The sequence below is a fragment of the Paenibacillus senegalimassiliensis genome (genome assembly GCF_001486585.1).
GTDB classification, from domain to species: Bacteria; Bacillota; Bacilli; order Paenibacillales; family Paenibacillaceae; genus Fontibacillus; species Fontibacillus senegalimassiliensis.
Genome location: NZ_LN909045.1, coordinates 846,763 through 873,522, shown reverse-complemented (window position 1 = coordinate 873,522; position 26,760 = coordinate 846,763). Strand labels below are relative to the sequence as shown.

Here is a 26,760-nt window from a genome sequence, read left to right as displayed (position 1 = left end):
GAGCAGAGAAATGAATAAGACATCGATGCGATGAGGGACGTGACCCGAAGGACACGTGGAATTGAGCGAGTGCGCCAGGCAGGCTAGTCTGTGCCGCGCGCCGTGAACTCCGCAAGGGCGGCGGCGATGCGCGCCAGCCCTTCGCGCAGGATCGCCGGCTGGTGCGCGGCGATGTTCAGCCGGATGAAGCGATCATCCGGCTCGTTCACGTAGCACAGCGTCCCCGGCAGGAACGCTGTGCCTTCCAGCAGCGAAGCGCGCAGCAGCGCTTCGCTGGTGATCCCGGCGGGCAGGCGCAGCCACAGGAACAGCCCGGCGCCGGGATCTTTGCCGCAGCCGGTACAGCGAGGGCAACGACCGCCCAGCCTCGCCAGGCTCGCTCGTCTGGCCTGCCCCCCGCTGCCGGCAGGCTCTCGCCTCCCCCAAACTTCCTTCGCCGCTGCCCTCGGCGAAGAGCACAGCCCCTGCCGTGTCATCCTCAACCACCGGCAGGCCGAACTGCCCGCTTAGCTGGAGTAGCTCCAGCTTACGCTCCCGGCTCCACACCCGCCCGGACGGGTTGGAATAGTGCGGCGTGACGTAGATCAGGTCCGGCATCCGTCCGGCCCTCTCGCACTTGCTCCGCAAATCGTCCGGCAACATCCCGTCCCGGTCACAGGCCACCGGGACAGCCTGAAGGCCTTGCTGCCTGATCATCTCCAGCGCCTCCGGGCTGGTCGGCGTCTCTACCAGCACCGTCCCTCCCTCCGGCACCATCGCCTTCAACACCAGACTCAGGGCCTCGTCTGCGTAATCGGCCAACAGCAATTGCTTGGGAGAAGTTCCCCCTCCCTCCGCTTGACTGTAAGCTCCGGCCAACCAGTTCAGCCAAGCTTCTCCCTCCGCTACCTCCTCTCCCGCAGACTTTAGCGTTTGCTCTGTAGTCCCGCCACCTCCGTCTCCCTGCGACCCTGCCAGAGAAATCAATGTCCCTTTTCGATATCTCCCTTCAAGCTCTTGTGCAAAGTGGTGCGGCAACGATGACTTGAGTAGCTTTAGGCCCGGGTCCATCTTCATCGCCCTCCCTTTATCGTTACTTGATTACGCCGATTGTACCCCGGGACAAATTCCCCCGACAACTACTCCCCTATTATTCATTTTGCACCTAGCAAGCGAATTTAGGCGAATGCTGTCCTTTTTGCGAAGACTATGTCGCCGTGATAGAATGGGAACTGCAAATAAACGTTTTGAGGTGATTTACCATGTCTTATTCTACGGAGCCTGCACCAGCTAATGAAATGAAGCGCAGCAGGAAATCGCAAAGGCCATCCGTAGCCATCATTATTATCATCTGGGTGCTCTTGATTGGCGCGGGGGCGACCGCAGCCTATTACTATAGCAATCATCTGAAGCAATCGATGATAGATCAACTTGATGCCAAATGGCAGAGCGAAACGGCCTTGATGAAAGAGGATTACACCTCCCAGCTTGCAGCTTTATCCGAAGAAGTGAAGCTGCTGCAGGGCAAGGTGGACACATTTAACGAATTGCTGGAATTCACGAAGGATAACAGCACGGAAAAAACGGACAACAGCAACAAGCTATACTCCCAGCTTAGCGAGGTCAAACAGCAGCTCGCCAAGCTACAGAAACAGATGGAATTATTAAAATGATTACGCCTGTCAAGCAGATCAACCGTTTTTTCCTGCTGGCTACCGGCCCCCTCATCGGACTGCTGATTGCTTTGTTTATCGGAGGGGCCGCTATCGAATGGAACAATAGCCTGGATAAGCTAGCCCAGGAAGCTGACATCTTTGAGACCACCGCCATCGTCTCGGCTGGATTGGACCAAGCAGAGGCCAATGCCAAAACAACGATTTCTTCCATTCGTGAGACAGCAGAGTTGTATCATAAGACAACAACGACCATGAGTTCCATCGTGACTACCGCCACAACCGCCGCCGGGAAGCCAGAGACCATCTATAACCGCCGGATTACGTCCAAGCTTGGAACGCCTTACCAGACGATCCAAAGCGACCGTATCCGAATTGAGTTATTTAAGGTTAACCCTGGCACCTACCGGGGCTACGCCATGAAGATTAAGCTCAAATCTCCGGATGCCATGAAGATGACGCTGGGCAAGGATAAATTTGGCGGGTCCGAGACGACCAAGCAAGCCGTAGAGCGCTATAAGGCCGTGGCCGGCATTAATGCCGGCGGCTTTGCCGACTCCCGGGGAGAACGTTATCCGTTAAGCACCACTATGCTGAATGGGAAATACCTGAACGGCTTTGAAGCCTCGTTCAAAGACCTGTTTTTTGTCGGCTTGAACAAGTCCGGACAATTAATCGGGGGCAAATACCAGAAGCAGGAGGACCTCGATCGCGAGCAACCTTTATTTGGCGCCTCCTTCGTGCCGCTCCTGCTGCAAAATGGCAACAAAACCACGATTCCACCGAAATGGCAAACCTCGCCCTTGCGTGCACCGCGTACCGTCATCGGCAACTATAAGGATGATCAACTGGTGGTGCTAGTGATTGATGGACGGGATGAAAGCGGAAGTTCTGGCGCTACTCTAACCGAGCTTCAAGAGAAGCTTTGGAAGATGGGCGTTCAGGATGCCTATAATCTGGATGGAGGAGGTTCGTCCTCTCTGGTCGTTAACGGCAAGGTGGTCAACAAGCCATCAGATGGTGCTCTTCGCCCGGTACCTACTCACTTTCTGTTCTTTAAATAGCACCAACATTTTTTCGTCTATGAGATAAGTCATATTTTGATTTATTTTTAGAGGGTTGACGGGTATAATAAGATCGAGGCATATAACGTGGAGGTGTTCGGTTTTGTCATTCTCTATAACGTTCTGGATCATTGCCCTTGTTCTGGCTATGATGATATGCGGTATTTTAACATCCTCGTACAACGACGATAAAACCAAAGGCCTGTAACTTAAATAAGCATCCCCTAGGGGATGCTTATTTAAGTTGAGACACGCATACGCCTTTAATCCTATTTAACGCCGCCCTGAATCTTGCGCAGACGACGAGTCTGGATCAGCCATGTTCGCCTGCCTTACCTACTAAGACAATTGATTCATTTCAACCAGGCATTGACCACAAATGGAACGATCTTTAAAATCACTGACATTCTCCATTGAACCGCAGAACACGCATTTTGGCCGATATCTCTCCAAAATGATATGATCCCCCTGCACCAAAATTTCCACAGGGTCGCCCTCGTTCATTTGATATCTCTTTCGCAGCGACTTTGGTAACACAATACGTCCCAGTTGATCCACTTTTCGGACCACACCAGCAGGTTTCATAAAATGGCACACCTCTCCTGAAAAAAATAGTTATGTAGAAAAATAGAACCAAATACCTAATCTATTATATTTCGCTATTATTTTCAGGATTCCTGCTGCATTTCGACGTTTTTAAAATGATTTTGACGAAATTCCTCGAATTTTTATAACATTCCCGGAAAATCAAGCTGCCGAAGGGCCTCGTAAACGATAATTGCCGCAGAATTCGACAAATTCAGGGAGCGTACTTTGTCCGTCATCGGCATTCGCATGATCGTTTCCGTGTGGGCCTCCAGAATTTCCGGTGCCAGCCCTTTCGTTTCTTTACCGAAGACAAAGAAATCCCCGTCCTGATAGTTAAAATCCGTATAACGTTTCGTTGCCTTCGTTGTTCCAAAGAAGAAACGTCCTTCCGGATATTGCTCCTTCACTTCCTGAAAGGAATCATGATATTCGATATGCACCGCATACCAGTAATCCAACCCGGCACGCTTAAGCGTAGCGTCATCTGTCCGAAAGCCGAGTGGACGCACCAAATGCAAATGAATGCCGGTAGCCGCGCATGTTCTTGCGATATTGCCTGTATTCGCCGGAATTTCCGGCTCCACCAATACAATGTGTAAAGCCATGATGATCGAACTCCCCATCTTGAATCTATAATGTTGTTGCCTGAACCCTACGTGTCCCATTATAGCAAATTAGCAGCCAACAGGAAAAAAGTCCCCAAGCAAAACAGACTCCATCACCGCGCTACTACACGATGATGGAGTCTGTTATAGTTATTCAACAATTAACCGTGCGTTTTTTGGAATTGCGTCATAAAGTCAACCAACGCCTTAACGACTACGTAAGGAACGGCATTATATATAGAAGCTCTCAGGCCGCCAACACTGCGGTGGCCTTTTAGTCCTATAAATCCTTCTTTTTCGGATTCCTTAATGAACAGCTTCTCCAGCTCTTCAGAAGCGAGGCGGAAGGTAACATTCATGATCGAGCGGCTATCCGGCTGAGTACAGCCACGGAAGAACCCGTTGCTCTCATCAATAAAGCGGTACAGCAGGTCAGCCTTCTCCCGGTTCTTCTGTTCAACCCCGGCAAGAGCACCCTGCTCTTCAATCCATTTGAGCACTTCATTAACAATATAGATCGAGAAGGATGGCGGCGTGTTATACAGCGAGTTGTTTTCAGCGTGCGTATCATAGCGGAACATCGTTGGCAGATGCTTCGGCGAATTTTGCAGCAATTCCTCACGGGCAATCACAACGGTTACGCCGGACGGGCCGAGATTCTTCTGCGCTCCCGCGTACACCATGCCGAACTGCGTCAGATCAAACGGACGACACAGGATATCACTCGACATATCGGCAATCAACGGAACACTTCCCGTATCCGGAAATTCGCGGAACTGAGTTCCCTCAATTGTCTCATTGGAAGTCAAATGCAGATAAGCTGTATGATCTGGAAGGCTCAGGCCGCTTAAGTCAGGCATACGCATATACTTGTCCTCTTCGGAAGAACCCGCAATAAATGTATCACCGATGAGCTTTGCTTCTTTAATCGCTTTATTGGCCCAACTGCCTGATTTCACGTACCCCGCTGTTTTCCCTTCAGTCAGCAAGTTCATCGGCAGCATGGCAAATTGAGTGGATGCCCCGCCTTGCAAGAATAACACCTTGTAGCCGGACGGATTGCCCAGCAGCTTCAGCAATCGGCTGGACGCTTCATTATGAACTGCCTCATAAACGGCCCCCCGGTGCGACATCTCCATAATCGACATGCCTGTTCCGTGAAAATCGACAAACTCTGCTTGCGCCCGCTCCAGTACCTCCAGCGGCAACGCAGCCGGGCCAGCATTAAAGTTAAAAGCTCTGTTACTCATTTCTCCCCATCCCTTCGGTCACATTTCATGTATGGTTTCGATATAGTTATCGATTATCATAGCAACTAATCCTTATCCCAGCAAGCAGTTATTTCTCAAAAAGGTCATCCGTTTACAGAAATGACACATTAACGCTTTATTTAAATGAAGATAGTAAAAATAAACCCGCCAAACGGCCTATAGACCGCGGCAGGTTTATCCTTTTTTCAACCTTATTCGACTATTATCCCTTGACCGCTCCTTCGGCAATCCCGGCAAAAATATATTTTTGCAGCAGCAGATATATGACGATTGTCGGAATCAATACTATGACAATGGCAGCGGAAAGTTGACCAAAATCCGAGGACCGCTGACCCACGAAGGTCATTAGTGCCGTAGACAGTGTGTGCAGTTCCTTGGACGGCATATAAAGATAAGGAATATACATGTCGTTCATAATATCCACGGCTTTGATAATCGCCAGCGTAGCCGAGGCGGGCAGCAGCAACGGGAAGATGATCTTCCGGTAGATTGTTAAGTAAGATGCGCCGTCGATCATTGCACTCTCATCCAGTTGGCTGGAGATCTTCTCAATGAATTGCAGGAAGATGAAGATTTGCAGCAAATCTGTTCCCGCGTAGATTAACAATGGGGCAAATATCGTATCATACAGCCCCAGCGACTTAATGATCTGAAAGCGGGATACCTCTGTAGTATAGAAGGGAATAACCATCGCCACCATGAACATAGCCATAATCAGCTTCTTTACCCTGAAGTCAAAGCGATTCAGAATGTAAGAGGTCATCGAGCCGAGCACCGTATTCAGAATGACGCTGACCACAACCAGAACGGCCGTATTTCGAAATCCCACCAGCATGTTCCCTGTTTTGAAGGCGGTAATCAGGTTGCCGAACTGCCATGATTCCGGCAAAGCAAGCGGCGAGGATTTCATCAATTCCGGGCCAGTTTTGAACGCTGTGAATACGCTGATCAGGACCGGGAACAGAACGATGGCACTGATTAGAATAAAGAACAGATACACCGGGACACGAGACGACATCCGTCTAATCATTTATTCGTCCCCCTTCCCGCCAAGCAGCTTACTCTGTACCATGCTGAACGCAATAATCATAAGCATCAACATGACGGCCAGTGAAGAGGCAAGACCATAATTGTTGTATTTAAATGCCGCTTGAATGGTATACACCGTGAACGTGCTACTTGAGGTTCCCGGTCCGCCCTGGGTCATGAGGAACGGAATATCAAATACTTGCAGAGCCCCTCTGACATTCAGGAAGAGAACGATCTCAATAACTCTTCGGATACCCGGGACGGTAATGAATCTGAATTTGTGCCAGCCGTTAGCACCGTCAATCGTAGCTGCCTCATACAGGTCTTGGGGTACTGACTGTAAGCCCGCGAGGAACAGGATGACGTGAAAGCCGCTGAAACGCCAAAGGGATACCGCTACCAGTGAATAATTGACCACGTTCGGATCACTAAGCCAGCTTTGGATCAGGCCTTCCAGACCCGCCGCTCCCAAGAGCGCATTCAGTGGACCATTGATCGGATTATATAGATAGCTGAAAATATAAGCCACAGCCACTCCATTCAAGATGTAAGGCATGAACACGATGGAACGGAAGAAGTGGCTCGCGCGAAGCTTCTGATTAAGCAAGACAGCAACCATAATTTCAATAGGAATGAAGACCAAATGCATGATGAAATACAACAAGTTGTTGCTAAGCGCATCCCAGACCCCTTCCGTCCGAAATGCCATCACATAATTTTTTAGCCCTACATAGCTGAACGATTCCGATATCCCGTTCCAGTCCGTCAGACTGAACTGAAACAGCTTCAAGGTAGGATACAGCAGAAATAACATCAACAAGCCTACCGGTATAAACAAAAACCCGAAGATCACCAGCTTCTTTTGCAGATTATAGTTCATCTCTTCCACTTCCTTTTATATCAGGCGGCCCGATATATCCTATTTATTCTTTCTGGCTTCCGTCCATTTCGCATTCAAATCCTTAACGATATCATCCACCGACTTGCCCGCCATCATTTCTTGCCCCAATGCCTTCACGTCAAGTTGAATCGCATTGGACAATTCCGTGTAGGTTGTATCACCCGGAATATAAATGAAGTTATCAGGCTGATGCTCACCATAGAAGGACTTGAGGAATGGTACCTCCGATTCAACTCCCTCAAACGCACTATCCAGTTGAGCCGCATTGAGGTACTCCTTATACACCTCTGGAGAATAGAACCACTCCATGAATGCCTTGGCTTCCTCAGGATGCTTCGACGTGCTGCTAATTCCGTAGAAATGGTCGGTGAACATCATCAGCTTGAGCGGGGTATCCTCATTAGGCCGGTACGGCATCGGGAAAGCCGCCAAATCGTCCAGATTGCCCGCCTTGCCTTGATAAGTGGGTACGAACCAGAGTCCCGAGGCCATAATCGCCGCTTGCTTGGAAATGAATAAATCATTGGCTTGATCTGCACCGATGCCCAGCGGGTCCGGGCCCATAACACCGGCATTATACATTTCAGCAATTTGCTGATAAGCCTGATAGAATGGGGTGCCTTCTCCAAACGGCGTATCTTCTTTGGCCAAGTCACTCAAATAGTTTTCATTGTCCGACAGGATATGTGGCAGAAATTCATTGAACGGATAATCTGGCCAGGCATCCTTGCCACCCATCGCGTAAGGAATGTACGTGCCATCTTGCTGAATTGCCGTCAACACTTCCATGAACTGAGGCCAGGTCGTAGGCACCTCCAGGTTCAATTCCTCGAAGATACTCGGATGATAGTACACCAATTCAGGGAAGGACACCGAAGGAATCGCCAGCACTTTTCCGTCAATGGCATAGGTCTTCGCGTATTTATTGGTGTCGACAACTCCGACATCATCCAGCGGAATAAGCTGATCCTTGAAGTCGGCCAGCCAGTTCGGCTTCAGCTCCATAATATCGGGGAGTGCCCCGCCGCCGGCCCGAACCTTGATCGCTTGCAAATAATCGCTATCGCTCTTGAACGATTCAACCTCCACGCTGACATTGGGCTTGACACTGCTATATTCCTTGACCTTTTCGGTGACAAAGGTAATAAAATCATTATTGGAGTCCCACATGGCCATCTTCAAAGTGACCTTCTCCCCACTGCCCTTGCTCTCCTTGCCTTCCTGTCCTCCATTTTGTGCTGCTGGTGTATTCCCACCGGAGCAGCCGGCAATGACCGTAACCAGCAACATGCAGGTAAGCAGCCAGCCTGCCCATTTCCCTCTGTTCATCGTTTGACCTCCCTTATATACTCGCAATATGAATCCGTTTACAAGTCCATTATATTTTCTTTGATTACGCTTTCAATTATCTCTGCTTATTCTTTTCTTCTCTCTTTTTATCCTTTAAGTGAGAGTTCAAAAAGTCGGGTTTACAGGATCAAGAAGGTTGGATGAAGTCAGGGACTGAGTAGCGGAGCGTAGACAGATCTACGTGAGCAACGGAAGGCCCGGCTGAATTCAAGATTCGATGTCGAATGTACTCCTTGATCAGCTTCGTTCTGGGAAGACGACTTTTTGAACAACCTCTTTTAATTGTTCACGGTATTCCAGGGGCGTCTTCCCCGTAATCCTCTTAAACACCTTCGTAAAATGTCCGGGATTCGGATACCCCACCCGCTCCCCAATTTCATATAGCTTCATCCCGCTTTGCAGCATAACTATGGCATTCTCTATACGCCGCCGGGCTACATATTCTACGAAGGTCTCACCCATTTCCTTGGCAAAAACTTTACTGAGATAGCTTTCGCTGATGCCCGCCATTTCGCTGGCAAGGGTCAGGGAGATCGGCTCGTGATAATGTTCATCAATCCAATCCTTGACCTTGGCTGCCAACCTTGGAGTCGTTTCTGTCACAAGGGATAGCGGATGAACCATCTCGGCAGTCCGCCGAACCAGGTTTGTAATATAATCCTCTACCTCCGGCAGGAAATTAAGCTGCTTTATCTGCGCCGCCGGAGATGGGCTTCCTGCTCCCACCAGATCGCTCCAATCCAGATTCCGGGCGCGCAACAGCGACCCAAGTTCCCATAGCAGAGCAAAATAAGGCTGAAGAAGCACCTCAACCGAAGCATGTCCCGACTGTTCCAGGCGGACCATCCCCTCCCGAAGCTCCCTCTCCCAATCCCCGCCCCCTAGCTCAAGGTTGCGAATCAAACCCGAGATATTCCACACCGGTGCGCGTTGCTCTTTCCCCACCTGCACAGGCAAGGCTTCCGAGAAAAACACCTCTCCCACGCCTCGAAAATAACGAAGCTGTGCAAGCAAATGCGCCTCCTTGTAGCGAGATTGCCACACCTGCCAATGCGAGCAAGGCTCGGTCAGACCAATGGACCCGCTGACGCCGACATATTGCTGCAAATGTGAAAATGTCTTATAGAACATCTCCGTCAGTCTCGTTCGGTCATGCTGTCCTTCCATCCGCTCCGTCCCCCACAGAAGGATGGCAAATTCGCCGGGAGCAATCGGCACGATAATCAATTGATGGCCGTATCCGTCGATAACCTGCCGAACGGTATGCATGACAAAGCGGTCCTGCTGCTCCTGATCTTCACCTTGCTTGGCCCGATGACAGGGGTCCAGCAGCAAGCAAGCAATGTACTGCCGGTCACGTCCCCCCTCTTCGCTCCACCACTTAAGAAAAGCATTCTGCTCCGTGTTCTCTTCGTGCTCCACGCTAACTTCCTCCGGGGCAAGCCCCGCTACAGGAGTGACGCTTCCGTTCCATTGAATGGCATTTATCAGCCAGGTAGCCTTCAGCTTCTGCTCCTGGGACCGCGTCTCTTCATCTCTGCGCTCCCACGCATTCATCCGCTGACGAATGATCTCCACTGCCTTGCTGATGACCGGAGTTGCCTTGGCCTCCTCCAGATCGTTCTTGATCATATAATCCGATGCCCCGTACAGAAAGGCCTCTCTGACATACTCATAGTCCGAATAAGCGCTAAGCACGATGACGACCAACTGCTCCATAAGACCGCGAGCATGGAGCTCTCGAATCAGCTCAATGCCATTCATATGAGGCATCTGCATGTCCACCAGTAGTAAGTCAATGCCGCCTTCCTCTATTCTCTTTAGAGCTTCACGGCCATGGGCGGCTTCACCCGCGATATCGCAACCAAAGCGCTCCCACGGAATCAACTCGCGCATGGCAATGCGTACGATAGGTTCGTCGTCAACCAGTAATACTCGAATCATCCTTTTTCTCCTCCTCAGGATTTTCCTTAAGCCACGGTAACTGTAGCTCCACTCGGGTGCCCTCGCCTTGTACACTAGCAATCTGGAGACCGTAAGCCTCGCCATAGTTCAGGCGAATGCGTTCATGTACATTTCGTAGTCCCAAGCCGCTAAAGCTCTCTTTGCTTGGCTGATGGGAAGATAACAATGAGGGCAGCTTATCAGGGGCTATACCCATGCCATCGTCCTCGATGACAAAGCAGCAGTCATCCCCCCGCAGCTTACCCCATATATAGATGTTGCCACGCGTCTCCTTCTCGTGTAAGCCGTGCAGAATGGCATTTTCCATAATAGGCTGAAGCAGAAGTTTTAGAATATAAGCATCATCCAGGGCAGGATCGATTTCGTAATGTACATCAAACAGATCACCGTAACGCGTCTTCATAATTTGAAGATATTCACCTAGCAAGCCTATCTCCTGACCCACCGTTGTATACATTCCACCTTTGTTCAGTGTGGAAGACAACAGTCGGGTTAACGCATCCGTCATTTTGACGATATGATCCGCCTTGGATATAGCCCCCATCAGCTTGATGGTGTTAAGGGTATTCAACAGGAAATGAGGGTTAATCTGCGATTGCAACGCCCGGATCTCCAGCAGGCGCTTCTGCGTTTCCTGATCTTTAATCTCTCCGATCAGCCGTTCCATGTTCACATTCATCTCGTTAAAGGCTGTCCCCAATACGTAAATTTCCAACGGGCCAGAAGGAGCTAACCTTGTCTTGAGATTACCGGTTTTGGTCTGGGACATCCCTCGGAATAAGGATAGGATCGGGTTGACGATGCTATGAGCCAGGCCATAGGACACCAGCAGGAACACAACCAGACCCCCAATGGAAAAAATAATCATGCTAAGGAACACACTTCTGACCTGATCGACCAGTTGTCCATAAGGCACGACCTTGATATATTTCCAGCCCAAATCAGACGTGGTATAGATAATAAAGGATTGATTACCATCAATGTTCTTGACATAGCTACCATGCTCTCGCTCCAAGGCCTCCCCCAAATAGAGCCGCCCGCCGATCCCTTGCTGCATGGCGGTTACATCATTGGCAGCAATGACATCACCACCCGAGCCAAGCACGTAGATATCCCCGCTATCTCCTCTGCTGGCATCCAGCCGCTCCAGAAAGTCAGAAGACCGGAAAACGAAATATATCATTTCCACGTTATAGAACAATGTGCTGTATTTAGGCGACACCGCAGCCGTAAAATAACCGTCCCCCTGACCCAGACTGATTGCGCTCTCTTGCACACCGAACAGGCTCACCCGATTCTTCTGCTGCTCCGCTTCACGATACCAGTCCATGGCTTGCAGATGAGAGAGATCAAGGTCCATATTTCTTTTATAAGCGTAGGAACCTTGATTTTTGAAGAAAAACAACACGCTCACCACATCAGATGTATAGTGAAAATAATTGTTCAACTGCTTGTCGAGCGATTTGCGCAGCTCAAATTGACTCGCTTGGCCTTCGTTCTTATGGATCGCCGCAGAGGTTGAGATGATCTGATCATCATTGGCGATGGCTGATACCGTATTAATCATCATTCGGGCCTTGGCGTCGAAGCTATCCGCTTGCTGCTCAAGGGTTTGCAGGGCCTGGTTGGTCAAATTGCCCAGCATGATAGAGTTCAGGGAGCGTACCGCAAATAAAGTCACCAACAAGATCGGAATAGTAATCATCAGGAAAAAGGAAGTATTCAAAATCCGCGAGATGCTCCACCTGTTTTTCTCAATATACGAAATTATGAATCTCATGCGCTGACCCCCGTATCTGGAATCTATGTTCACTTGAAGTCTACGGACATTTGAAATCGCTTGCAATGTTTATTTTGAAAAAAAGAAATGCCGCAACAACCATAACATGGCTGCCCGGCATTTTCGTATAGTAAGCATAGTGAAACTGTAACGTTTAACGTAGATTTAGTAGAGTTGCCCGCCCAACTTCTCCACACCATCGAAGATTTGATCTCCGTAACCCCAGAATTGGTTGAAATCAATAATAAAAATCTTCTTGTCCTTAATAGCCGACATGCTTTGTAGTGCAGGGTTGTCATAAAGGTGATTTACCATCTCCTCTGTATCAGGACCGCCGCTGTAATAGGAGATTAGCAGGATATCGGGATTGGTGGAAATAAGCTGCTCCACACCAACCTCCCCGTCAGCCTCGCCAAAGCTATTTTCGAGGTTTAAGAGACGAAGGGCATCCGCCTGGAAGGTATCGTTAGCCCCGCTATACACAGCTACAGCCCCCTTCTCGCTGCTGGAAATATAAGCGAAGCTAACCGGCTTTTCGGCTGCGGGAGTGATGGATTTTATCGTTTCCACCCGCTTCCGCAAATCCTCAGCATACTGGGTAGCCCGCTCCTGAATATCAAAGATTTGCCCGATTTGCTCGATATCCTGGAATAAGGATTCCAAATCTGCTCCCTTAACGGAGGTATTCTGCACAAACGTCTTAATGCTGAGTTCATTTAAAGCATCAACCGTGCCTACTCCCCAATCCGCATCAGCGAACAAATCGCCGCGGCCCAAGACAAGATCCGGGTTGGCACCCAAGACCAACTCCTTACCGACATAGTCCTTGGACAAGACGGGAATGGTAGCAAATTCATCGGCGATATCAGGCGCCACTTCACCGTAGAGTGCCGCTACACCCACCATTTTCTCCGTCAAGCCAAGCCGGATAAGAAGTTCCGCTGCGGGCTGGGTATTGGCCACCACCTTCTCTGGCGACTGCTCGAAGCGCTGCTCCTTCGCCGTCCATGTTCCTCCTTCGCCTGACAGAGCATGATTAACAATCGTAAGCGGATAGCTGGTTGAACCAGCCACGCCTTCCTCACCGCTGGAGCTTGCGCTGTTGCTCCCTGCATTCTCCTGGCCTGTCAAGCTGTCTTCCGGAGATGCTACCGAACCGCAACCGGCAACAATCGCTAGCAATAACACCAATATAACCCCAATTGAAACTTTTCTTCTCAATAAAACCTGCATCAATATGAACCTCCAATTCAGCATCAGTATATATGATAATGATTATCATTATCATATATACTTTAAATTCATGCCATTGTAAAGAGGGAATCACCCCTTCGCCATCAACTTATAAATCTATGATCATAAAAAAATGGCGACACGAGCTCCCTCGCATCGCCATTCTTCCGATTCAAACCACCTTCATGAACTCGTAGATGCGCGTCCAGCTTTGCCGTTCTCCAGGAGCCAGCTTCACCTCAACGAACATCTCCGGAGCCACCACATGACCATGTCCCCAGACCGCCGCCTCGGATAACGGAAGCTTGCTCAGTTCACGTACCGTAGCTCCACTTGGCCGATGGGAAAGCTCCCACAGCCAGGACTGTTCATGCCCATCCTGTGGCTGTAGACAGAAATAGAAGTCCTCCGTCGGCTCACGATCCCAGGACACTTCATTTCCTGTAAAACGCACGCCTTTCAGTGTTGCCGGATCATCGCTCCATGGCTGAATGGGCTCAGGGAACCGCAGCACATATTCCGGACCGACCTTATGACCGTCTATACCAAGAAAATTATGTGAGTATTCGTCGGTATCAAGCGGCTTCGTTCCCGTATTCTCTACCACGTATTCCACGGTAAGTCGGCCCTCGCTAATTTCAATATGCTTCTCCATATAGGCAGCATACCCCTGGTACTCAAGCGGCAAGGTAATAAAGCTGATCCGCTCTGGCCCATGCTGTTCAACTCGGGTAGTAAAGCGCTGACAGGCGTAATCTCTGTAAAACAAGTAACCTGTGTCGTCGGGGCGCGTAAGAAGTCCTACCCCAAGCTTCGGAAAGGCTTCCCCAGCCTTGGCTTCTTCGTACCCGATCGCCTTTCGAATTCCGAATTCACTGCATAAGCCAATGCCGCCCGTTCCCCCTTCAGGGGTCAAGCTCTCCTTCACGCAGAAGTGGTGTCCCCCTTCAGCCAGCGTAACCCCGGTAATAATACCCGATCCATCAAAGCGGACTCCCGAATAGGACTCACCCAAGCCTGCAATCTCAACCGTTAATACATCATTCTTTAGCAAATAAGCCATCTATCTTACCACCTTGTTATTCCTACACGCCAAGCGTGATTTCTATACGGTGAACAGCTTCGTCTGCCAATGCAGCAAGCTCGCTGCGCGGAATCACACAGCCTTGTCCCTGAGGTTTATAGGACAATGGCGCATCGCCCAGGGCAACTCCCTTGAGCTCGTAATCTCCGTAATCCTTCCCCTGGGGATTGCGGAATACGATATGAAGCTTGCGTCCGGCAAAGCTCGTCACTACGGAGGCCTCTCCGTTAGCATCAAATTGTTCTCTTGCCAGCTTGGGCTCAATGTACAAATCGCCGTAATGACCCTTGACTCCGTAGACTTCCGTAAGCAGCGTAAGCAGCAGCCAACTCGCTGACCCCGTTAAATAAGTATACATGCCCCGGCCCCGTTCGTTAATATATTCCGGAACCCCTGGGTACATCCGGCTATTAGCGAAGTCCGTAGACAGACGGTACACGGAATCCAGCACTTCCTTGCCAGCCTTGACGAATCCCCGTTTGTACAAGGCATTGGCATACATCACGGTCATATGGCTGAACATGGCACCGTTCTCCTTATGTCCAAAGGCAAAGCCGAAGGCGCGGCCCAAATTCTGCTGAATTTCTCCAAAGCGGGAATTCAGTCGATAACCAATCCGCTCGTCCTTGAGATAATGGTCTACCGCCGCCGTGATGTGCCCCACCTGCTCGTCGGTTGCTACCTGGCCCATAATCGGAAATACCTGTCCGGTTAACGTCATTCGTACGCCTTGCGGGTGATCCCCTTCAACCCGCTCGCCATCGTTATTGTAGTAACCGTTGAACCACTCAAGCCCAGCCTCGCTACGAACCCATTCCTGTGTACGTAAGTGGTTGACCATCCAGTTCGCCTTCCGCTCCAAATCCTCAGCGACCTTAGCAACCTGCAGCTTCAGCTTGCGCCCACTTACCAATGGAGTCACAGAATCATAATAACGGTCCAGCCGTGCTTGCTTGGCCTGAATACTATCATAGGATACCGGCTCATTCAGACTATCCAGCAAGATCCCCATTTCCTCGGCAACCTCAATCTCCCCAATTCCGGTTGCCTGCTGCAAATGCATCAAGAGTTTGGCCAAGTCCGCCAGGTTGCTGGCGTAAAATGCTGTAAAGGCTACGCTCTCTCCCTTAACGGGAGCCAAATCGAGGCCATCGTTCCAATCGGCACCTTCCAGCTTGATGTTTCCGTTCTCCCCGACATTAAAGAATGGCACCACATTTTGTAGCAATATATGCTCCAGGATTGTCCCTTCATACACTTCCCCGTTAGCCGCAAGCAGCTTGTTGCCTTGCTCTGACGACCAGCTTTCATCCCGTTCCCGGCTGCGCTTCACGAACACATCACGGAAATAGGTCTGAGGCTGTAGCAGAAATCCGGTATCCCCACTCTGATGGATGTACAGCAGGGTTGTCAGTAGCGGCCACGCTCCGTGGTCCATCCAGACACGGGGAATATTGTTCCGATCCGCGATAAATTCACCTGGCTTACTGCCGATGATCGTCGCATTGGTGCCGTCAATGCGAACACCGGCATAATTGTTGTGCAGCAGGAAGCCCACCTCGTCCGGCTCCATCACCATCAAGGCCAGACAATCCTGCCACAGATCGCGCCATCCACGGCCTCCGCGGCCGTAATCATGGTACGGTAAGAAGGAGTTGCCATACAACCGACGCAATACCGGCTGTAAGGTAACCCATTTCATCCATAAATCTTGCTCCATATCCCCGGAATGGAACGAGACTACATCCAGCTTCTCACGCCAATAGCTACGATTCTGCTCCAGCAGTTCATCAAAGCGTTGTTCCGTCAAATATTGGGCTACAGCCTGTTCTTGATCAATCCGGTCATCGGCAATCATCATGGCTATAATGTACGAGGCCGTTTCGCCCGGCTGTAACTCTACATCAGCAAAGCGCAAAGCTCCAACTGCCTCGTATCCCTCCAAAGCAACATCAGAAGCAACATTTGGGGGCAGGTTGGACACAACGGACTCCGGCCAATCCAGCGCCCCGCCTTCCCCTATGAAATTCTCGACAATGGGGAAATAACCGATTGGCGCTGCGCCGCCCGCTTCCGCCCCTAGCACGCCGTAGGTTACCTTATTCACCCGGTGTCCACGCTCGTCAAAGGATAATGCCGGCTGCACCTCAATGCCATGAGCCGAGGTATAAATCCGATGCAACAAGGAGGTAACATGCCGATGATCACGCAGATCATCCGCCGAACGACCATAGAGTGGAATCGCTGCCGTTGGTGTCAGCCTCAAGGCAGTAGCTCCTGAGTTGGTCAACTGCACCTTCATCAATTCGACCTTATCATCCGTAACCGGAATGAAATTGACTGTCTCTGCCTTAATGCCAAGCTTCGCGTTCTCCCGCGTCACACTATGCCATAAGAACCCGGCTTTCAGTTCAGTCCGGTCCTTATCCTCTGAGAATACATCTGCATTTTGCTTTGCGGAGTTGCCACCCACAGACCAAGGACCAAAGCCTTCGGCATACACCCAAAAATTCCGGGCCGCTTTGGAGTTGTGCAAGTCTTCCACCGAGATAGGCTCCAGCAAAAACGTATTATGTCCGGTTGTAATCTCACCATGCAGATTAGGAGCAACAGCCGACATCATCCCCGCTTCATTCACTAATGGGAAGTAAAGATAGCTGGTAAGCTCGGGCTGCTCCAGCCTGAATTCCCCTTCCTTCCCCTCAAACTTCCAGCCCTGGTGCTTCATAATCATTTCTCCCTCTCACTCTTAATTAAATTCAATCAGGATTTGACAGCTCCGGCTAATGCTCCGTCCACCAGATATTTCTGAATGAAGGTGTACAGAACGATCAGCGGCGTAGCGACAATGGTAATTCCGCAGGCCAATAGCGGCCAGTTATTGCCATACTGCCCTTTGAACTCCTTTAATCCGAAAGTGATTGGATAATTGGCTTTGCTTGGCAAATACATGATAGGTCCAACAAAATCATTCCAGATCCCGATCGCCGTCAGAATAACTCCGGTCGCAATGACCGGCTTCATTAACGGGAGGATAATTTGGAACAGATACCGCAGATATCCCGACCCGTCCATTCCGGCAGCTTCATCCAGATCACGGCTAATCGATTTGATGTAACCCACGAACATCATGAATACCACACCAGTACCACTTGTTTTCAGAATGATATAACCAAGCTTGGTATCGTAACCGAAGAAGTCCATACTTTCCTTGAACGTCAGCATCAGCTTATACTGCGCAACCATCGGATTGGGGAGGAATTGGGATAGCAAGAAGAACAAATAGATGAAGCCACTCCATTTGACATACCCTCGCGCCACCGGGAACGCCCCCAGCACGGACACGATAATGGTAAGTACAGTTGCAACCCCGGTATAAATCACACTGTTCAGAAAATAGTTCGTGAAGTTCCCTTCCGTCCAAGCGCTGATATAGTTGCTCCATTGCACCTCTTTGACGAGCCCGATCGGATTGATCAAATACTCCGGATAGGACTTGAGCGAGACATTAAGCACCAGAATAAGCGGCGCGACATACAGAACCAATAAAACGGCAATGACGGCGTAAGATAAAATAAGAAAGGATTTGGAGTTTTTCATATTAATATTCCACCTCTCTCTTACGCATTTGCTTAACCGCAAAGACAACGAATGCAAGGATCATCAAGAACTGTATGACCGACAAGGCGGAAGGAAGACCCATCTCCAAGCTGCCGCGGAAGGTTTCCTTGTATACGTCGTAGGCCATGGTTCTGGTGTTAAAACGACCATCCGTTGTTGCCAGAATAATATCGAACGTCGACATAGCCCCGATAATAGACAGCAGCATATTGACGGTAAAAGAAGGCGAAATTAGCGGGAAGGTAATATGGCGAAAGGACTGCCACTTACTCGTCCCGTCAATGTAGCCTGCTTCATACAAATCCTTGGGCACCGTCTGCAGACCAGCCAGAAAGATCAGCATGGAGTAGCCCATATACATCCAGATTTGTACGAAAATAATATAGCCAAACGCATGAGTGAAGCTGGAGAAGAACATATCCTTATAGCCAAACAACCAGCCGTACAGCATGTTCACCGGACCGCTCAGCGGATCGAACATCATGCCCCAAATCAGGGCAACAACAGCGACACCCAGCACTACTGGAAGAAAGAACACCGCCCGGTAGAAATAATCTCCCCGCAGCCTTTGGTTAATCAGTACAGCGACGAATAAAGCCACGCCGTTCTGTACGATCGTTACGACAAGCATAAAGATCAATGTATTGGCAATGGAGCGCCACCGCTCTCCCGAATTTCCAGAGAAGAATAAATCATAATAATTGTCCAGACCTACAAAATGAACCGGGCTCCCCGGTACGTTCTTGACGTCCGTGAAAGAATAAATAACCGTCAGCATGGACGGGCCAAAATAAAAGATGACGTACAATGCTACGGGAATAAGTAATAGAAGAAAAGGTAAATAACGGGCAAAGCCTTTTCCAAATGGATACATGTCTCTCACCTCGCTGATCCAAATCAATAAATGATCGGGGCCCGTGAGTACCGGACCCCGATAACAGTATGGCCTGAATGTTTCTTTACTTATTTAGGAGCCGCAGCTTCCCATTCTTTTTGTTGAACATCAGCCAGTTCTTTCGCGGACTTGAACTCCCCGCCTGGAGCGAGATATTCGGTGTGCACGCCTTCGGCAGCAAGATGCTCCCCAACATTCTCACGATTAATCATCATAATTTCATAAGCCAGCTCGAAATCGCCTAGGTACGGTGTCAACTCTTTATCAATGAATTCACTGTCCGTGGAGATATTATCCTGAGTCGGGATAAATCCGGCTGCTTTTACAAATTTCGTATAGTTCTCAGGTTGAGAGAAGAATTCCAGCCACTTAAGTGCACCCTCCTGGTTTGGACCTTTCTCAGTCACATACCAGGTTACGTCGTATTTACCAACGAACGAAGCATTCTTCGCAGCGTCTTCTGTCGCTGGAAGCGGGAAGTAGCCAAATTTCAAATCAGGATTTGCTGTTGCAATGGTAGGTGCATCCCAAGAGCCATCAGCCAGCATGGCTACTTTGCCTGTAGCAAAGATAGCTGGAGCCGAAGCGTAGTCGATACCCATAAATCCATCAATCATATAGTTGTCTTGCAGCGTTTTCATCTTATCCAATACTTCTACAGCCTCAGCGTCATTGTAGGCCGTCTCGCCTTTCCAAACGCCCTCGATCCACTTCTGCTGATCGCCGCCACCCAAAATCTTGGCTTGCAAAGCGAACACTGGCAATTTCAGCGGCCAGACATCTTTACCGGCCACGCCAATCGGCGTAATACCCTTCGCCTTCAAATCCTCACCAAGCTGAATGAGTTCACTCCAGGTTGTCGGCACAGAAAGTCCATTTTCCTCAAAAATTTCTTTATTGTAGAACAGGCCAGACATCGCGACCTTACCTGTAGGAACCGCATACACTTTACCGTTATAAGTACCGGCCTTCTCGATGTCATTCGCATTCCAATTCTTAAGGAAATCTTGACCGGACAAATCAGCGATCAGACCGGAATCGATCCATTGCTGCCAATCCGGTACCTTCGCACCCGGCGTCCAATCTTGCGGAGACAAACGCATCCCCGACAGATCCGCCAGAATGTCTACATCATTGGCCGTGATTCTTGCTCTCTGAGCCTGCTTGTATTCATCATCCGGACCGGTAGTCGTATAGTCCACTTTATATTCGGGATATTTCTTCTCGAAGTCTGCGTTAATTTCTTCCATCGCTTTATTGATGTTCTCTTGCTTCCAGTGAAGAATTTTAACGACCTTCTTGTCTCCGCTTGCCTTGCTGCCCCCGTCTCCTTCCGAGGCTGCGCTGCCGCCTTTATTGCCGCCCCCGCATGCCGCTAGGCTGAGTGTCAGTGCGCTGACCAAAACCAAGGCCCAAATCTTCTTCGTCATTTGCTTTTTACCCCCTACATAATTTAATGACATGACACCGCTCATCCCTTCAGCCTCCAGATTAATCTATCTAACGGATAGAGCTTCCGAAATTTTCGTAAAAATGAGATAAACAATAATATTATCTTTATTTTTACGAAAGCGGTTTCGTCAAACACATTATTACACCAACTTTTTAGTTTGTAAAGTTCTTTTTATACCCCCGCTTAGCAAGCCAGGACTGCAAAAATCCCTCTCGCCTTACGCCGCTTGGACGCAAGGCAATTTGAATCAAAATCATTGACGAATACCAGCAGGATAGGTACACTAGTTACGAAAGTGTTTCGTAAACGATTAGCAACTTCTCTATTTCAAGAGGGGCCTGGTAATATGTTAAGGAGGCTATACCTTGTCGATGAATATTAAGAAAATCGCAGAGATGGCTGGTGTATCCGTATCCACCGTCTCCAAGATTATTAATAATTACAGTGATATTTCCGAAGGAACCCGAACGAAAGTTCTCGAAATTATGAAACAAACGGGATATACGCCTTCCAATTCAGCGAAAACGCTAGCAACCAAAAAGTCGAACTTAATTGGTGTTATTTTTGCGGGCAAGCTGAATGTAGATCTCATGCATCCTTTCTTTGTAGAAGTTCTTAACTCGTTCAAGAAGCAAATGGGCCTGCTAGGCTATGATTTGCTCTTCTTCTCGAATGAGAAATTCCGTTCCTCGGATGGGGATTATTTGGCCCGTTGCCTGCACTTTCAGGTAGACGGTTGCGTGATTATCACCGGGCAGGAGGTGGAGGAATCCATTCGCGAACTGGATCAAAGCGATATTCCCTGCATCGGAGTTGATATTCAATTAAGTGGGCAGATGTCCGGATACGTCATGTCCGACAATTACAAGATGTCTTTCAAGGTGGTGGAGCATTTTTACCTGCAGGGCCACCGTGATTTAGGCTACATTGGGAGCACACTGGAGTCTGATATTTCGAATTTGCGGGAGCGAGGATATACGGATGCCATCGAGAGCTTTGGACTGCCGCAAAATGATGCCTGGTTCGTGAACGGCACCAATTTCTTCGAGTCGAGCGGATACGAGGCCATGAAGCAGATGATTGAGGCCGGCCCATTGCCAACAGCCATCTTTGCCGCCTCCGATCTGCTCGCCATTGGTGCCATGCGGGCTTTGAAGGAGCATCATCTGCGGATTCCCCAGGATGTGGCCATCATCGGCTGTGATGATATCGAAGCCTGCCAATATACACTGCCTCCGCTTACGACGGTTCGTCAGAATAAAGAGAAGATCGGACGCTTGGCCGCCTCCTTGCTTTATGATCTGATTAATAACCAGTCTGTGGCAAGCAATGTGGTGGTGGAGCCCGAGTTAGTCATTCGCGATTCCTGCGGAAGCAAGAGGTAATGCCGTCATCCTTGCAATAGCACAAGAGAACCGTCCCGGTATAGCGGGACGGTTCTCTTGGCTTACAAATGTATGGGTAGTATAGCGGGGTTGGTTTACAGGTCGTAGTAAAGTCCGAATTCATAAGGATGTACTCTTACGGAAACAGCTCTTGCTTCAGCACGCTTCATTTCAACGAAGTTGTCGATGAACGCCTTCGTGAATACTCCACCTTGAGTCAAGAACTCATAGTCGCTTTCCAAAGCGGTAAGTGCTTCGTCCAGCGAGCCTGGAACACTGCGAATGCCTGCTTTCTCTTCATCAGACAATTCATAGATGTTCTTATCGAATGGTCCGTAACCCAATTTGTTAGGATCAATTTTGTTCTTGATACCATCAAGACCAGCCATCAGCATAGCCGAGAAAGCCAGGTAAGGGTTAGCTGTGGAGTCCGGTGTACGGAACTCGATACGACAGCCCTTTGGAGTTACAGCAGCTACAGGGATACGTACCGCAGCCGAGCGATTACCTTTGGAATATACCAGATTTACTGGTGCTTCGAAGCCAGGTACCAAGCGTTTAAATGAGTTTGTACTTGGATTTGTGAAGGCGATGATAGCTGGTGCATGGTAGAGAATACCACCGATGTAGTGCAGCGCCGTTTCACTCAGGTTAGCATAAGCGCCTTTTTCGTAGAACAACGGAGTATCGCCATCAAAGATGGATTGGTGAACGTGCATCCCGCTACCATTATCACCGAACAGCGGTTTTGGCATGAAGGTTGCCGTTTTACCAAATTGAGCAGCCGTGTTGTGCACGATATATTTGTATACCATCAGGTTATCGGCTGTTTTCAACAGTGTGTCAAAACGGAAGTTGATTTCCGCTTGACCGGCTGTAGCCACCTCATGGTGATGACGTTCCACCTGAATGCCCGCTTCTTCCAGCAAACGACACATTTCACTGCGAAGGTCCTGTCCTTTATCCGTTGGAGCAACCGGTACATAACCGCCTTTAACAGGCACTTTGTAGCCCAGGTTACCTCCCTCTTCCGTACGTCCCGTGTTCCAGATCGCTTCCTCTGAATCTACCGAATAGAAGGTCTTGTTCATACCGTTCTCATAGCGAACATCATCAAAGATGAAGAACTCGGATTCTGGTGCGAAGAAGGCAGTTGTACCTACGCCGCTTTGTTTCAGATATTCTTCGGCACGCACAGCCACGCTGCGCGGATCACGCTCATAACGGTCGCCGTCTGGCGTATAGATATCACAAAACACGTTCAACGTTGGATGGGCGGTAAATGCATCAACAAACACTGTGCCGCAATCCGGCATCATCACCATGTCAGATTCCTCAATGCCCCGGAAACCCGGAATCGAAGAACCGTCGAAGGCAACCCCGTTTGTGAAAGTATCCTCATCCACTTCTTTAGCCGGAAGAGTGATATGGTGCGCTCGTCCCGATAGATCAACAAAGCGAAAATCTACCCACTCGATTTGCTTTTCTTTGATTGTTTTTAAAACGAACTCTGCTGACATAACTCTTTCCTCCCCAAATCACGAACATTAAACCCCTTTGCTGCGATTAACGTTCATCCTTTTGTTTTATTCTGTCGTCATTATAGGACCTTTGAAGGTTAATCGTCAATAGCTATGTAAGGTATTTTTATTCCTCATGTAAGGTATTGTTACACTCAGTACAAATTAAACGACAAAAAGTATAAAAGCCCACTCCCCTTAAGGAGAGTGGGCGCTCGGACTCTGAAGAAAATCCGAATTTTCATGACCAAATCTCTATGCTTAAACCTCCAGCGGAGTCTTTGGTGTATCGAACCTTTTGCCTACAAGCGGAGCCAACTTTTCCAAATCCTGCAGCAAATTGGCGAATTGATCAGGGAACAGAGACTGCACGCCATCCCCGGTCATCGAATTATCCGGATCTGTATGCATCTCTATAATCAAGCCATCCGCTCCGGCTGCTACGGAAGCCTTCGTCATAGGCTCTACCAATTCGCGCCGTCCGGTGCCATGGCTTGGATCAGAAATGACAGGCAGATGACTGAGGCTTTGCAGTACAGGGATCGCCGACAGATCCAGCGTATTACGAGTATAAGTCTCGAACGTACGAATACCACGCTCACACAGCATCACATCTGGATTCCCGCCGGCCAATATATACTCCGCCGCATTGAGGAATTCGTCATAGGTAGCGCTGAAGCCGCGTTTCAGCAGCACTGGCTTGCCGCAAGTCCCCAACTTACGCAGCAAATCGAAGTTTTGCATATTACGTGTCCCGATTTGCAGGATATCTGCATATTCTGCGCATACGTCAACATACTCCGGTGTCATGACCTCAGTAATGGTCAGCAAGCCATGCTTCTTGCCTGCTTCAGCCATCATAATCAGACCCTCTACGCCAACCCCCTGGAAGCTGTACGGGCCCGTACGAGGCTTAAAGGCGCCTCCGCGCAACACCTGCCCACCGGCCGCCTTGACCAGTTTGGCAATCTCGTCAATCTGCTCTGGAGATTCTACCGCACAAGGTCCGCCCATAACGACCAGGTCACCTCCGCCAATCTTCACATCGCCAATAGAGATGACCGTGTTCTCCGGATGAAAATCCCGGCTGGCCAATTTATAAGATTTAGAAATTTTTATGACATTTTCAACGCCCTGCATTTGTCGCAAGTGCTCAGCTAGCTTCGGTTCGATGGAGCCGATCAGGCCAATAACTGTATGATCCTTTCCTCGCGATACATGGGTTTGCAGACCTTCCTTCTCAATGACCCCGATAATTTCTTGCACGCGCTCCTCTGGCGTTTGGTTGGAAGTAATGACGATCATCACATCTTCATCCTCTCTGGGTAATATTCATCTAATAGCTAGTTTATATTTCACTTTTTCACTTAGACGCTTGTTCGCTTTTAAGCTTTTATTCATTAAAGTAACTATAGCGAATCCTGCCTCTTCCGTCAAGACTTAAAAGTCTGGCTCACCGGAAAAAAGAAAGAGGCCGGAGATCACTCTCCCGCCTCTACTATCGTCTTTTACTATCAGATTACCTTTAGCCTACCGTCCCACGAACTCCTGAGCCCAGTAACCGTTATAGTAGCCAACTCCGATTAAGTTGTAGTTAGCATTCAATATGTTCGCTCGGTGGCCTTCGCTGTTCATCCACGCCGTAACTACCTCTGACGGGCTCTTCTGTCCCATGGCGATATTTTCACCCGCATAACTGTACGCAATGTCAAAGCTCGTCATCATGTCAAAGGGTGAGCCGTACACAGGTGAGGTGTGGCTGAAATATTGATTGTCATTCATATCCTTGGCTTTGGCCAGTGCCATTCCGTTGAGGGCCGTATCGCCCGACAATGGAGCAAGCCCTTGCTTGGCCCGCTCTTGATTAACAAGCGAGATAACCTCAGTAGCAAATTGCGATTTCTCTTCTACCTCTGTCCCTTGCGTATTGTCTACCGGAGCAGGGGCAGGCTGATCAGGCACTTGCCCAGGAACATTGCCATTCTGCGTATCGCCATCAATCGGCTCAGCATCATCTACGTTGTCCTCAGGTGCTTGCGGTTGCCCATAAGATATCCAAGGCATCCAGTAGTCGACATTAGCCCAAGGACTGGAGCCAAAGCTTGTGTACAATGTATAAGTGCTATATGTTTTTACCGTCTGTGTATCGACCTTAGCCGTCGCTGAGGCTGATGCCGGCAATAGAATGGCTGCTGCCAATAAAGCCGTCGTTCCGCCCATCATCCATCTTTTCCATCGTGGGGATTGATTCATGTGGTCATCTCCTTGATTATAAATTCTGGAGTGGTTACACTTTTGTAACCTTTCCTCAGAAAGCATAACATGAATGGCCACAAGATGGAGCCCCGCAAATATTGGAAATCAGCTTTCTTTACTCTTAGCCCCTACCTTCACCGGAGGCAATAGCTTTTGCATATTTACCGTACGCACAATCTCCCAGGTTGACGCATCTTCAGGATTATATTGCTCCAGATACTGAATCACTTCCTTGGTAATCGGCGTAGGCGTAGAAGCACCAGAAGTGACAGCTACCTTGTGTACTCCTTCCAGCCATTCCCGCTTCAGTTCCCCCAAATCAGCAATCCGGTATGCCGTCACTCCAGCAATTTCCTCCGACACTTGAGCCAAGCGATTGGAGTTATTGCTCCGGGGGTCTCCCACCACGATGACCAAATCGGCCTCTCCCGCTTGCTCAGCAACAGCCTGCTGGCGCACCTGTGTAGCCAGGCATATTTCATTATGAACCTCAGCACCTGGATATTTCTCCAGCAGCTTCTTCATAATGTGCTTGATATCCCACTGGCTCATCGTCGTCTGGTTCGTAATGACAAGCTTGCTAGTCGCAAGCTGCAATTCATCAATGTCCTCTTCCTTCTCAATCAGATGGACCTTGTCCGGAGCCACGCCCACCGCACCTTCCGGTTCAGGGTGGCCCTTCTTGCCGATATAGATGACCTCGTAGCCTTCAGCCACCTTCTCTTTGATCAACACATGCGTCTTCGTTACGTCCGGGCAAGTCGCGTCCACGGTGGTGAGTCCCTTCTCCCGGGCCAGCTTGCGAACCTCTGGCGAGACACCATGGGCGGTAAATATGACCGTTCCCTTCTCCACCTGGCTCAATATTTCCACCCGGTTAGGACCATCCAGCGTGATGATTCCCTCATCCTCAAACGAAGTGGTAACATGACTGTTATGCACAATCATCCCCAATATATAAATTGGCCGCGGCAGATCAAGATTTTTGGCGGCTTGCCTGGCCAGAACCATCGCATCCACAACACCATAACAATAACCACGCGGCGAAATTTTCAAGACTTCCATACTGTCATATCCCTGCTTTCTCATCCCCTGAATTTCCTGACGG

The 26,760-nt window shown here is 49.4% G+C and carries 23 protein-coding genes; 3 read left to right on the top strand and 20 right to left on the bottom strand.

All coding sequences use genetic code 11. The features are described from left to right. Window positions 1-83: 83 nt before the first annotated feature. Both BN3279_RS24360 and BN3279_RS13900 read right to left on the bottom strand, forming a co-directional pair. Window positions 84-209 carry a hypothetical protein gene (locus BN3279_RS24360; protein WP_262362535.1) on the bottom strand — a complete coding sequence of 42 codons (126 nt, stop codon included), beginning with the start codon at window positions 207-209 and terminating at the stop codon, window positions 84-86. After that, entirely contained in the window at window positions 193-1,050 is an 858-nt protein-coding gene (locus tag BN3279_RS13900; RefSeq protein ID WP_059051741.1) for an aminotransferase class I/II-fold pyridoxal phosphate-dependent enzyme, read from the bottom strand. Before BN3279_RS13900 ends, BN3279_RS24360 begins: the two co-directional genes overlap by 17 nt. Window positions 1,051-1,241: 191 nt before the next feature. Here BN3279_RS13900 and BN3279_RS13895 point away from each other — a divergent pair, with 191 nt between their 5' ends. Both BN3279_RS13895 and BN3279_RS13890 read left to right on the top strand, forming a co-directional pair. Further along, window positions 1,242-1,652 (top strand): hypothetical protein, encoded by a 411-nt coding sequence (locus tag BN3279_RS13895; RefSeq protein ID WP_059051739.1) that lies wholly within the window; start codon window positions 1,242-1,244, stop codon window positions 1,650-1,652. Beyond that, window positions 1,649-2,716 carry a phosphodiester glycosidase family protein gene (locus BN3279_RS13890; protein WP_059051738.1) on the top strand — a complete coding sequence of 356 codons (1,068 nt, stop codon included), beginning with the start codon at window positions 1,649-1,651 and terminating at the stop codon, window positions 2,714-2,716. Before BN3279_RS13895 ends, BN3279_RS13890 begins: the two co-directional genes overlap by 4 nt. Before the next feature lie 339 nt (window positions 2,717-3,055). Here the strand turns inward: BN3279_RS13890 and BN3279_RS13885 are convergent, their stop codons facing one another. The 14 genes from BN3279_RS13885 to BN3279_RS13820 form a co-directional block, all read right to left on the bottom strand. After that, on the bottom strand, window positions 3,056-3,301 hold the full coding sequence (locus tag BN3279_RS13885; RefSeq protein WP_059051736.1) for an AbrB/MazE/SpoVT family DNA-binding domain-containing protein: 246 nt from the start codon (window positions 3,299-3,301) through the stop codon (window positions 3,056-3,058). 143 nt (window positions 3,302-3,444) lie between these two features. Next, window positions 3,445-3,909 (bottom strand): tRNA (uridine(34)/cytosine(34)/5-carboxymethylaminomethyluridine(34)-2'-O)-methyltransferase TrmL, encoded by a 465-nt coding sequence (gene trmL / locus BN3279_RS13880; RefSeq protein ID WP_059051734.1) that lies wholly within the window; start codon window positions 3,907-3,909, stop codon window positions 3,445-3,447. A gap of 161 nt (window positions 3,910-4,070) precedes the next feature. Further along, window positions 4,071-5,159 (bottom strand): 3-phosphoserine/phosphohydroxythreonine transaminase, encoded by a 1,089-nt coding sequence (gene serC, locus BN3279_RS13875; protein WP_059051733.1) that lies wholly within the window; start codon window positions 5,157-5,159, stop codon window positions 4,071-4,073. Between the two features lie 223 nt (window positions 5,160-5,382). After that, a complete protein-coding gene (locus tag BN3279_RS13870) occupies window positions 5,383-6,210 on the bottom strand; it encodes a carbohydrate ABC transporter permease (RefSeq protein ID WP_059051731.1) in 828 nt (275 codons plus the stop codon). Next, the gene (locus BN3279_RS13865) at window positions 6,211-7,089 is read right to left on the bottom strand and encodes a carbohydrate ABC transporter permease (protein ID WP_059051729.1); all 879 of its coding nucleotides are present in this window, start codon (window positions 7,087-7,089) and stop codon (window positions 6,211-6,213) included. A gap of 39 nt (window positions 7,090-7,128) precedes the next feature. Further along, window positions 7,129-8,439, bottom strand: a complete 1,311-nt coding sequence (locus tag BN3279_RS13860) for an ABC transporter substrate-binding protein (protein ID WP_059051727.1) — start codon at window positions 8,437-8,439, stop codon at window positions 7,129-7,131. A gap of 258 nt (window positions 8,440-8,697) precedes the next feature. Next, window positions 8,698-10,404 carry a response regulator gene (locus BN3279_RS13855; protein WP_059051725.1) on the bottom strand — a complete coding sequence of 569 codons (1,707 nt, stop codon included), beginning with the start codon at window positions 10,402-10,404 and terminating at the stop codon, window positions 8,698-8,700. Continuing rightward, a complete protein-coding gene (locus tag BN3279_RS13850; RefSeq protein ID WP_187377796.1) occupies window positions 10,382-12,151 on the bottom strand; it encodes a sensor histidine kinase in 1,770 nt (589 codons plus the stop codon). The genes BN3279_RS13855 and BN3279_RS13850 overlap by 23 nt, the downstream gene beginning before the upstream one ends. A 219-nt stretch (window positions 12,152-12,370) precedes the next feature. After that, a complete protein-coding gene (locus BN3279_RS13845; protein WP_059051720.1) occupies window positions 12,371-13,438 on the bottom strand; it encodes an ABC transporter substrate-binding protein in 1,068 nt (355 codons plus the stop codon). 172 nt (window positions 13,439-13,610) lie between these two features. Then, a complete protein-coding gene (locus BN3279_RS13840) occupies window positions 13,611-14,501 on the bottom strand; it encodes a hypothetical protein (RefSeq protein ID WP_059051719.1) in 891 nt (296 codons plus the stop codon). Between the two features lie 22 nt (window positions 14,502-14,523). Then, window positions 14,524-17,250 (bottom strand): GH36-type glycosyl hydrolase domain-containing protein, encoded by a 2,727-nt coding sequence (locus tag BN3279_RS13835; RefSeq protein WP_059051717.1) that lies wholly within the window; start codon window positions 17,248-17,250, stop codon window positions 14,524-14,526. A gap of 35 nt (window positions 17,251-17,285) precedes the next feature. Further along, on the bottom strand, window positions 17,286-18,122 hold the full coding sequence (locus BN3279_RS13830) for a carbohydrate ABC transporter permease (RefSeq protein ID WP_059051715.1): 837 nt from the start codon (window positions 18,120-18,122) through the stop codon (window positions 17,286-17,288). Window position 18,123: 1 nt separating this feature from the next. After that, the gene (locus tag BN3279_RS13825; RefSeq protein ID WP_059051714.1) at window positions 18,124-19,017 is read right to left on the bottom strand and encodes a carbohydrate ABC transporter permease; all 894 of its coding nucleotides are present in this window, start codon (window positions 19,015-19,017) and stop codon (window positions 18,124-18,126) included. An 89-nt stretch (window positions 19,018-19,106) separates the two neighbouring features. Beyond that, window positions 19,107-20,468 carry an ABC transporter substrate-binding protein gene (locus tag BN3279_RS13820; RefSeq protein WP_059051839.1) on the bottom strand — a complete coding sequence of 454 codons (1,362 nt, stop codon included), beginning with the start codon at window positions 20,466-20,468 and terminating at the stop codon, window positions 19,107-19,109. A 394-nt stretch (window positions 20,469-20,862) separates the two neighbouring features. On the opposite strand from BN3279_RS13820, the gene BN3279_RS13815 reads away from it, so the two are divergent. Further along, on the top strand, window positions 20,863-21,876 hold the full coding sequence (locus BN3279_RS13815; RefSeq protein ID WP_059051712.1) for a LacI family DNA-binding transcriptional regulator: 1,014 nt from the start codon (window positions 20,863-20,865) through the stop codon (window positions 21,874-21,876). 95 nt (window positions 21,877-21,971) lie between these two features. On the opposite strand, the gene glnA is transcribed toward BN3279_RS13815, so the two are convergent. The 4 genes from glnA to BN3279_RS13795 all read right to left on the bottom strand — a co-directional run bounded on the left by glnA (window position 21,972) and on the right by BN3279_RS13795 (window position 26,717). Next, window positions 21,972-23,396 carry a type I glutamate--ammonia ligase gene (glnA, locus tag BN3279_RS13810; protein ID WP_059051710.1) on the bottom strand — a complete coding sequence of 475 codons (1,425 nt, stop codon included), beginning with the start codon at window positions 23,394-23,396 and terminating at the stop codon, window positions 21,972-21,974. A gap of 261 nt (window positions 23,397-23,657) precedes the next feature. Continuing rightward, window positions 23,658-24,701 (bottom strand): 3-deoxy-7-phosphoheptulonate synthase, encoded by a 1,044-nt coding sequence (aroF, locus tag BN3279_RS13805; RefSeq protein ID WP_059051708.1) that lies wholly within the window; start codon window positions 24,699-24,701, stop codon window positions 23,658-23,660. A gap of 225 nt (window positions 24,702-24,926) precedes the next feature. Further along, window positions 24,927-25,649, bottom strand: a complete 723-nt coding sequence (locus BN3279_RS13800) for a CAP domain-containing protein (protein WP_232436845.1) — start codon at window positions 25,647-25,649, stop codon at window positions 24,927-24,929. Between the two features lie 108 nt (window positions 25,650-25,757). Further along, window positions 25,758-26,717 (bottom strand): 4-hydroxy-3-methylbut-2-enyl diphosphate reductase, encoded by a 960-nt coding sequence (locus tag BN3279_RS13795; protein WP_059051837.1) that lies wholly within the window; start codon window positions 26,715-26,717, stop codon window positions 25,758-25,760. Window positions 26,718-26,760: the final 43 nt, after the last annotated feature.

Bases quoted from the DNA above. Each gene is read 5' to 3' on its own strand.
- BN3279_RS13900 (WP_059051741.1), bottom strand. From the start codon at position 1,050: ATGGACCCGGGCCTAAAGCTACTCAAGTCATCGTTGCCGCACCACTTT.
- BN3279_RS13895 (WP_059051739.1), top strand. From the start codon at position 1,242: ATGTCTTATTCTACGGAGCCTGCACCAGCTAATGAAATGAAGCGCAGC.
- BN3279_RS13890 (WP_059051738.1), top strand. From the start codon at position 1,649: ATGATTACGCCTGTCAAGCAGATCAACCGTTTTTTCCTGCTGGCTACC.
- BN3279_RS13885 (WP_059051736.1), bottom strand. From the start codon at position 3,301: ATGAAACCTGCTGGTGTGGTCCGAAAAGTGGATCAACTGGGACGTATT.
- trmL (WP_059051734.1), bottom strand. From the start codon at position 3,909: ATGGCTTTACACATTGTATTGGTGGAGCCGGAAATTCCGGCGAATACA.
- serC (WP_059051733.1), bottom strand. From the start codon at position 5,159: ATGAGTAACAGAGCTTTTAACTTTAATGCTGGCCCGGCTGCGTTGCCG.
- BN3279_RS13870 (WP_059051731.1), bottom strand. From the start codon at position 6,210: ATGATTAGACGGATGTCGTCTCGTGTCCCGGTGTATCTGTTCTTTATT.
- BN3279_RS13865 (WP_059051729.1), bottom strand. From the start codon at position 7,089: ATGAACTATAATCTGCAAAAGAAGCTGGTGATCTTCGGGTTTTTGTTT.
- BN3279_RS13860 (WP_059051727.1), bottom strand. From the start codon at position 8,439: ATGAACAGAGGGAAATGGGCAGGCTGGCTGCTTACCTGCATGTTGCTG.
- BN3279_RS13855 (WP_059051725.1), bottom strand. From the start codon at position 10,404: ATGATTCGAGTATTACTGGTTGACGACGAACCTATCGTACGCATTGCC.
- BN3279_RS13845 (WP_059051720.1), bottom strand. From the start codon at position 13,438: ATGCAGGTTTTATTGAGAAGAAAAGTTTCAATTGGGGTTATATTGGTG.
- BN3279_RS13840 (WP_059051719.1), bottom strand. From the start codon at position 14,501: ATGGCTTATTTGCTAAAGAATGATGTATTAACGGTTGAGATTGCAGGC.
- BN3279_RS13835 (WP_059051717.1), bottom strand. From the start codon at position 17,250: ATGAAGCACCAGGGCTGGAAGTTTGAGGGGAAGGAAGGGGAATTCAGG.
- BN3279_RS13830 (WP_059051715.1), bottom strand. From the start codon at position 18,122: ATGAAAAACTCCAAATCCTTTCTTATTTTATCTTACGCCGTCATTGCC.
- BN3279_RS13825 (WP_059051714.1), bottom strand. From the start codon at position 19,017: ATGTATCCATTTGGAAAAGGCTTTGCCCGTTATTTACCTTTTCTTCTA.
- BN3279_RS13820 (WP_059051839.1), bottom strand. From the start codon at position 20,468: ATGACGAAGAAGATTTGGGCCTTGGTTTTGGTCAGCGCACTGACACTC.
- BN3279_RS13815 (WP_059051712.1), top strand. From the start codon at position 20,863: ATGAATATTAAGAAAATCGCAGAGATGGCTGGTGTATCCGTATCCACC.
- glnA (WP_059051710.1), bottom strand. From the start codon at position 23,396: ATGTCAGCAGAGTTCGTTTTAAAAACAATCAAAGAAAAGCAAATCGAG.
- aroF (WP_059051708.1), bottom strand. From the start codon at position 24,701: ATGATCGTCATTACTTCCAACCAAACGCCAGAGGAGCGCGTGCAAGAA.
- BN3279_RS13800 (WP_232436845.1), bottom strand. From the start codon at position 25,649: ATGAATCAATCCCCACGATGGAAAAGATGGATGATGGGCGGAACGACG.
- BN3279_RS13795 (WP_059051837.1), bottom strand. From the start codon at position 26,717: ATGGAAGTCTTGAAAATTTCGCCGCGTGGTTATTGTTATGGTGTTGTG.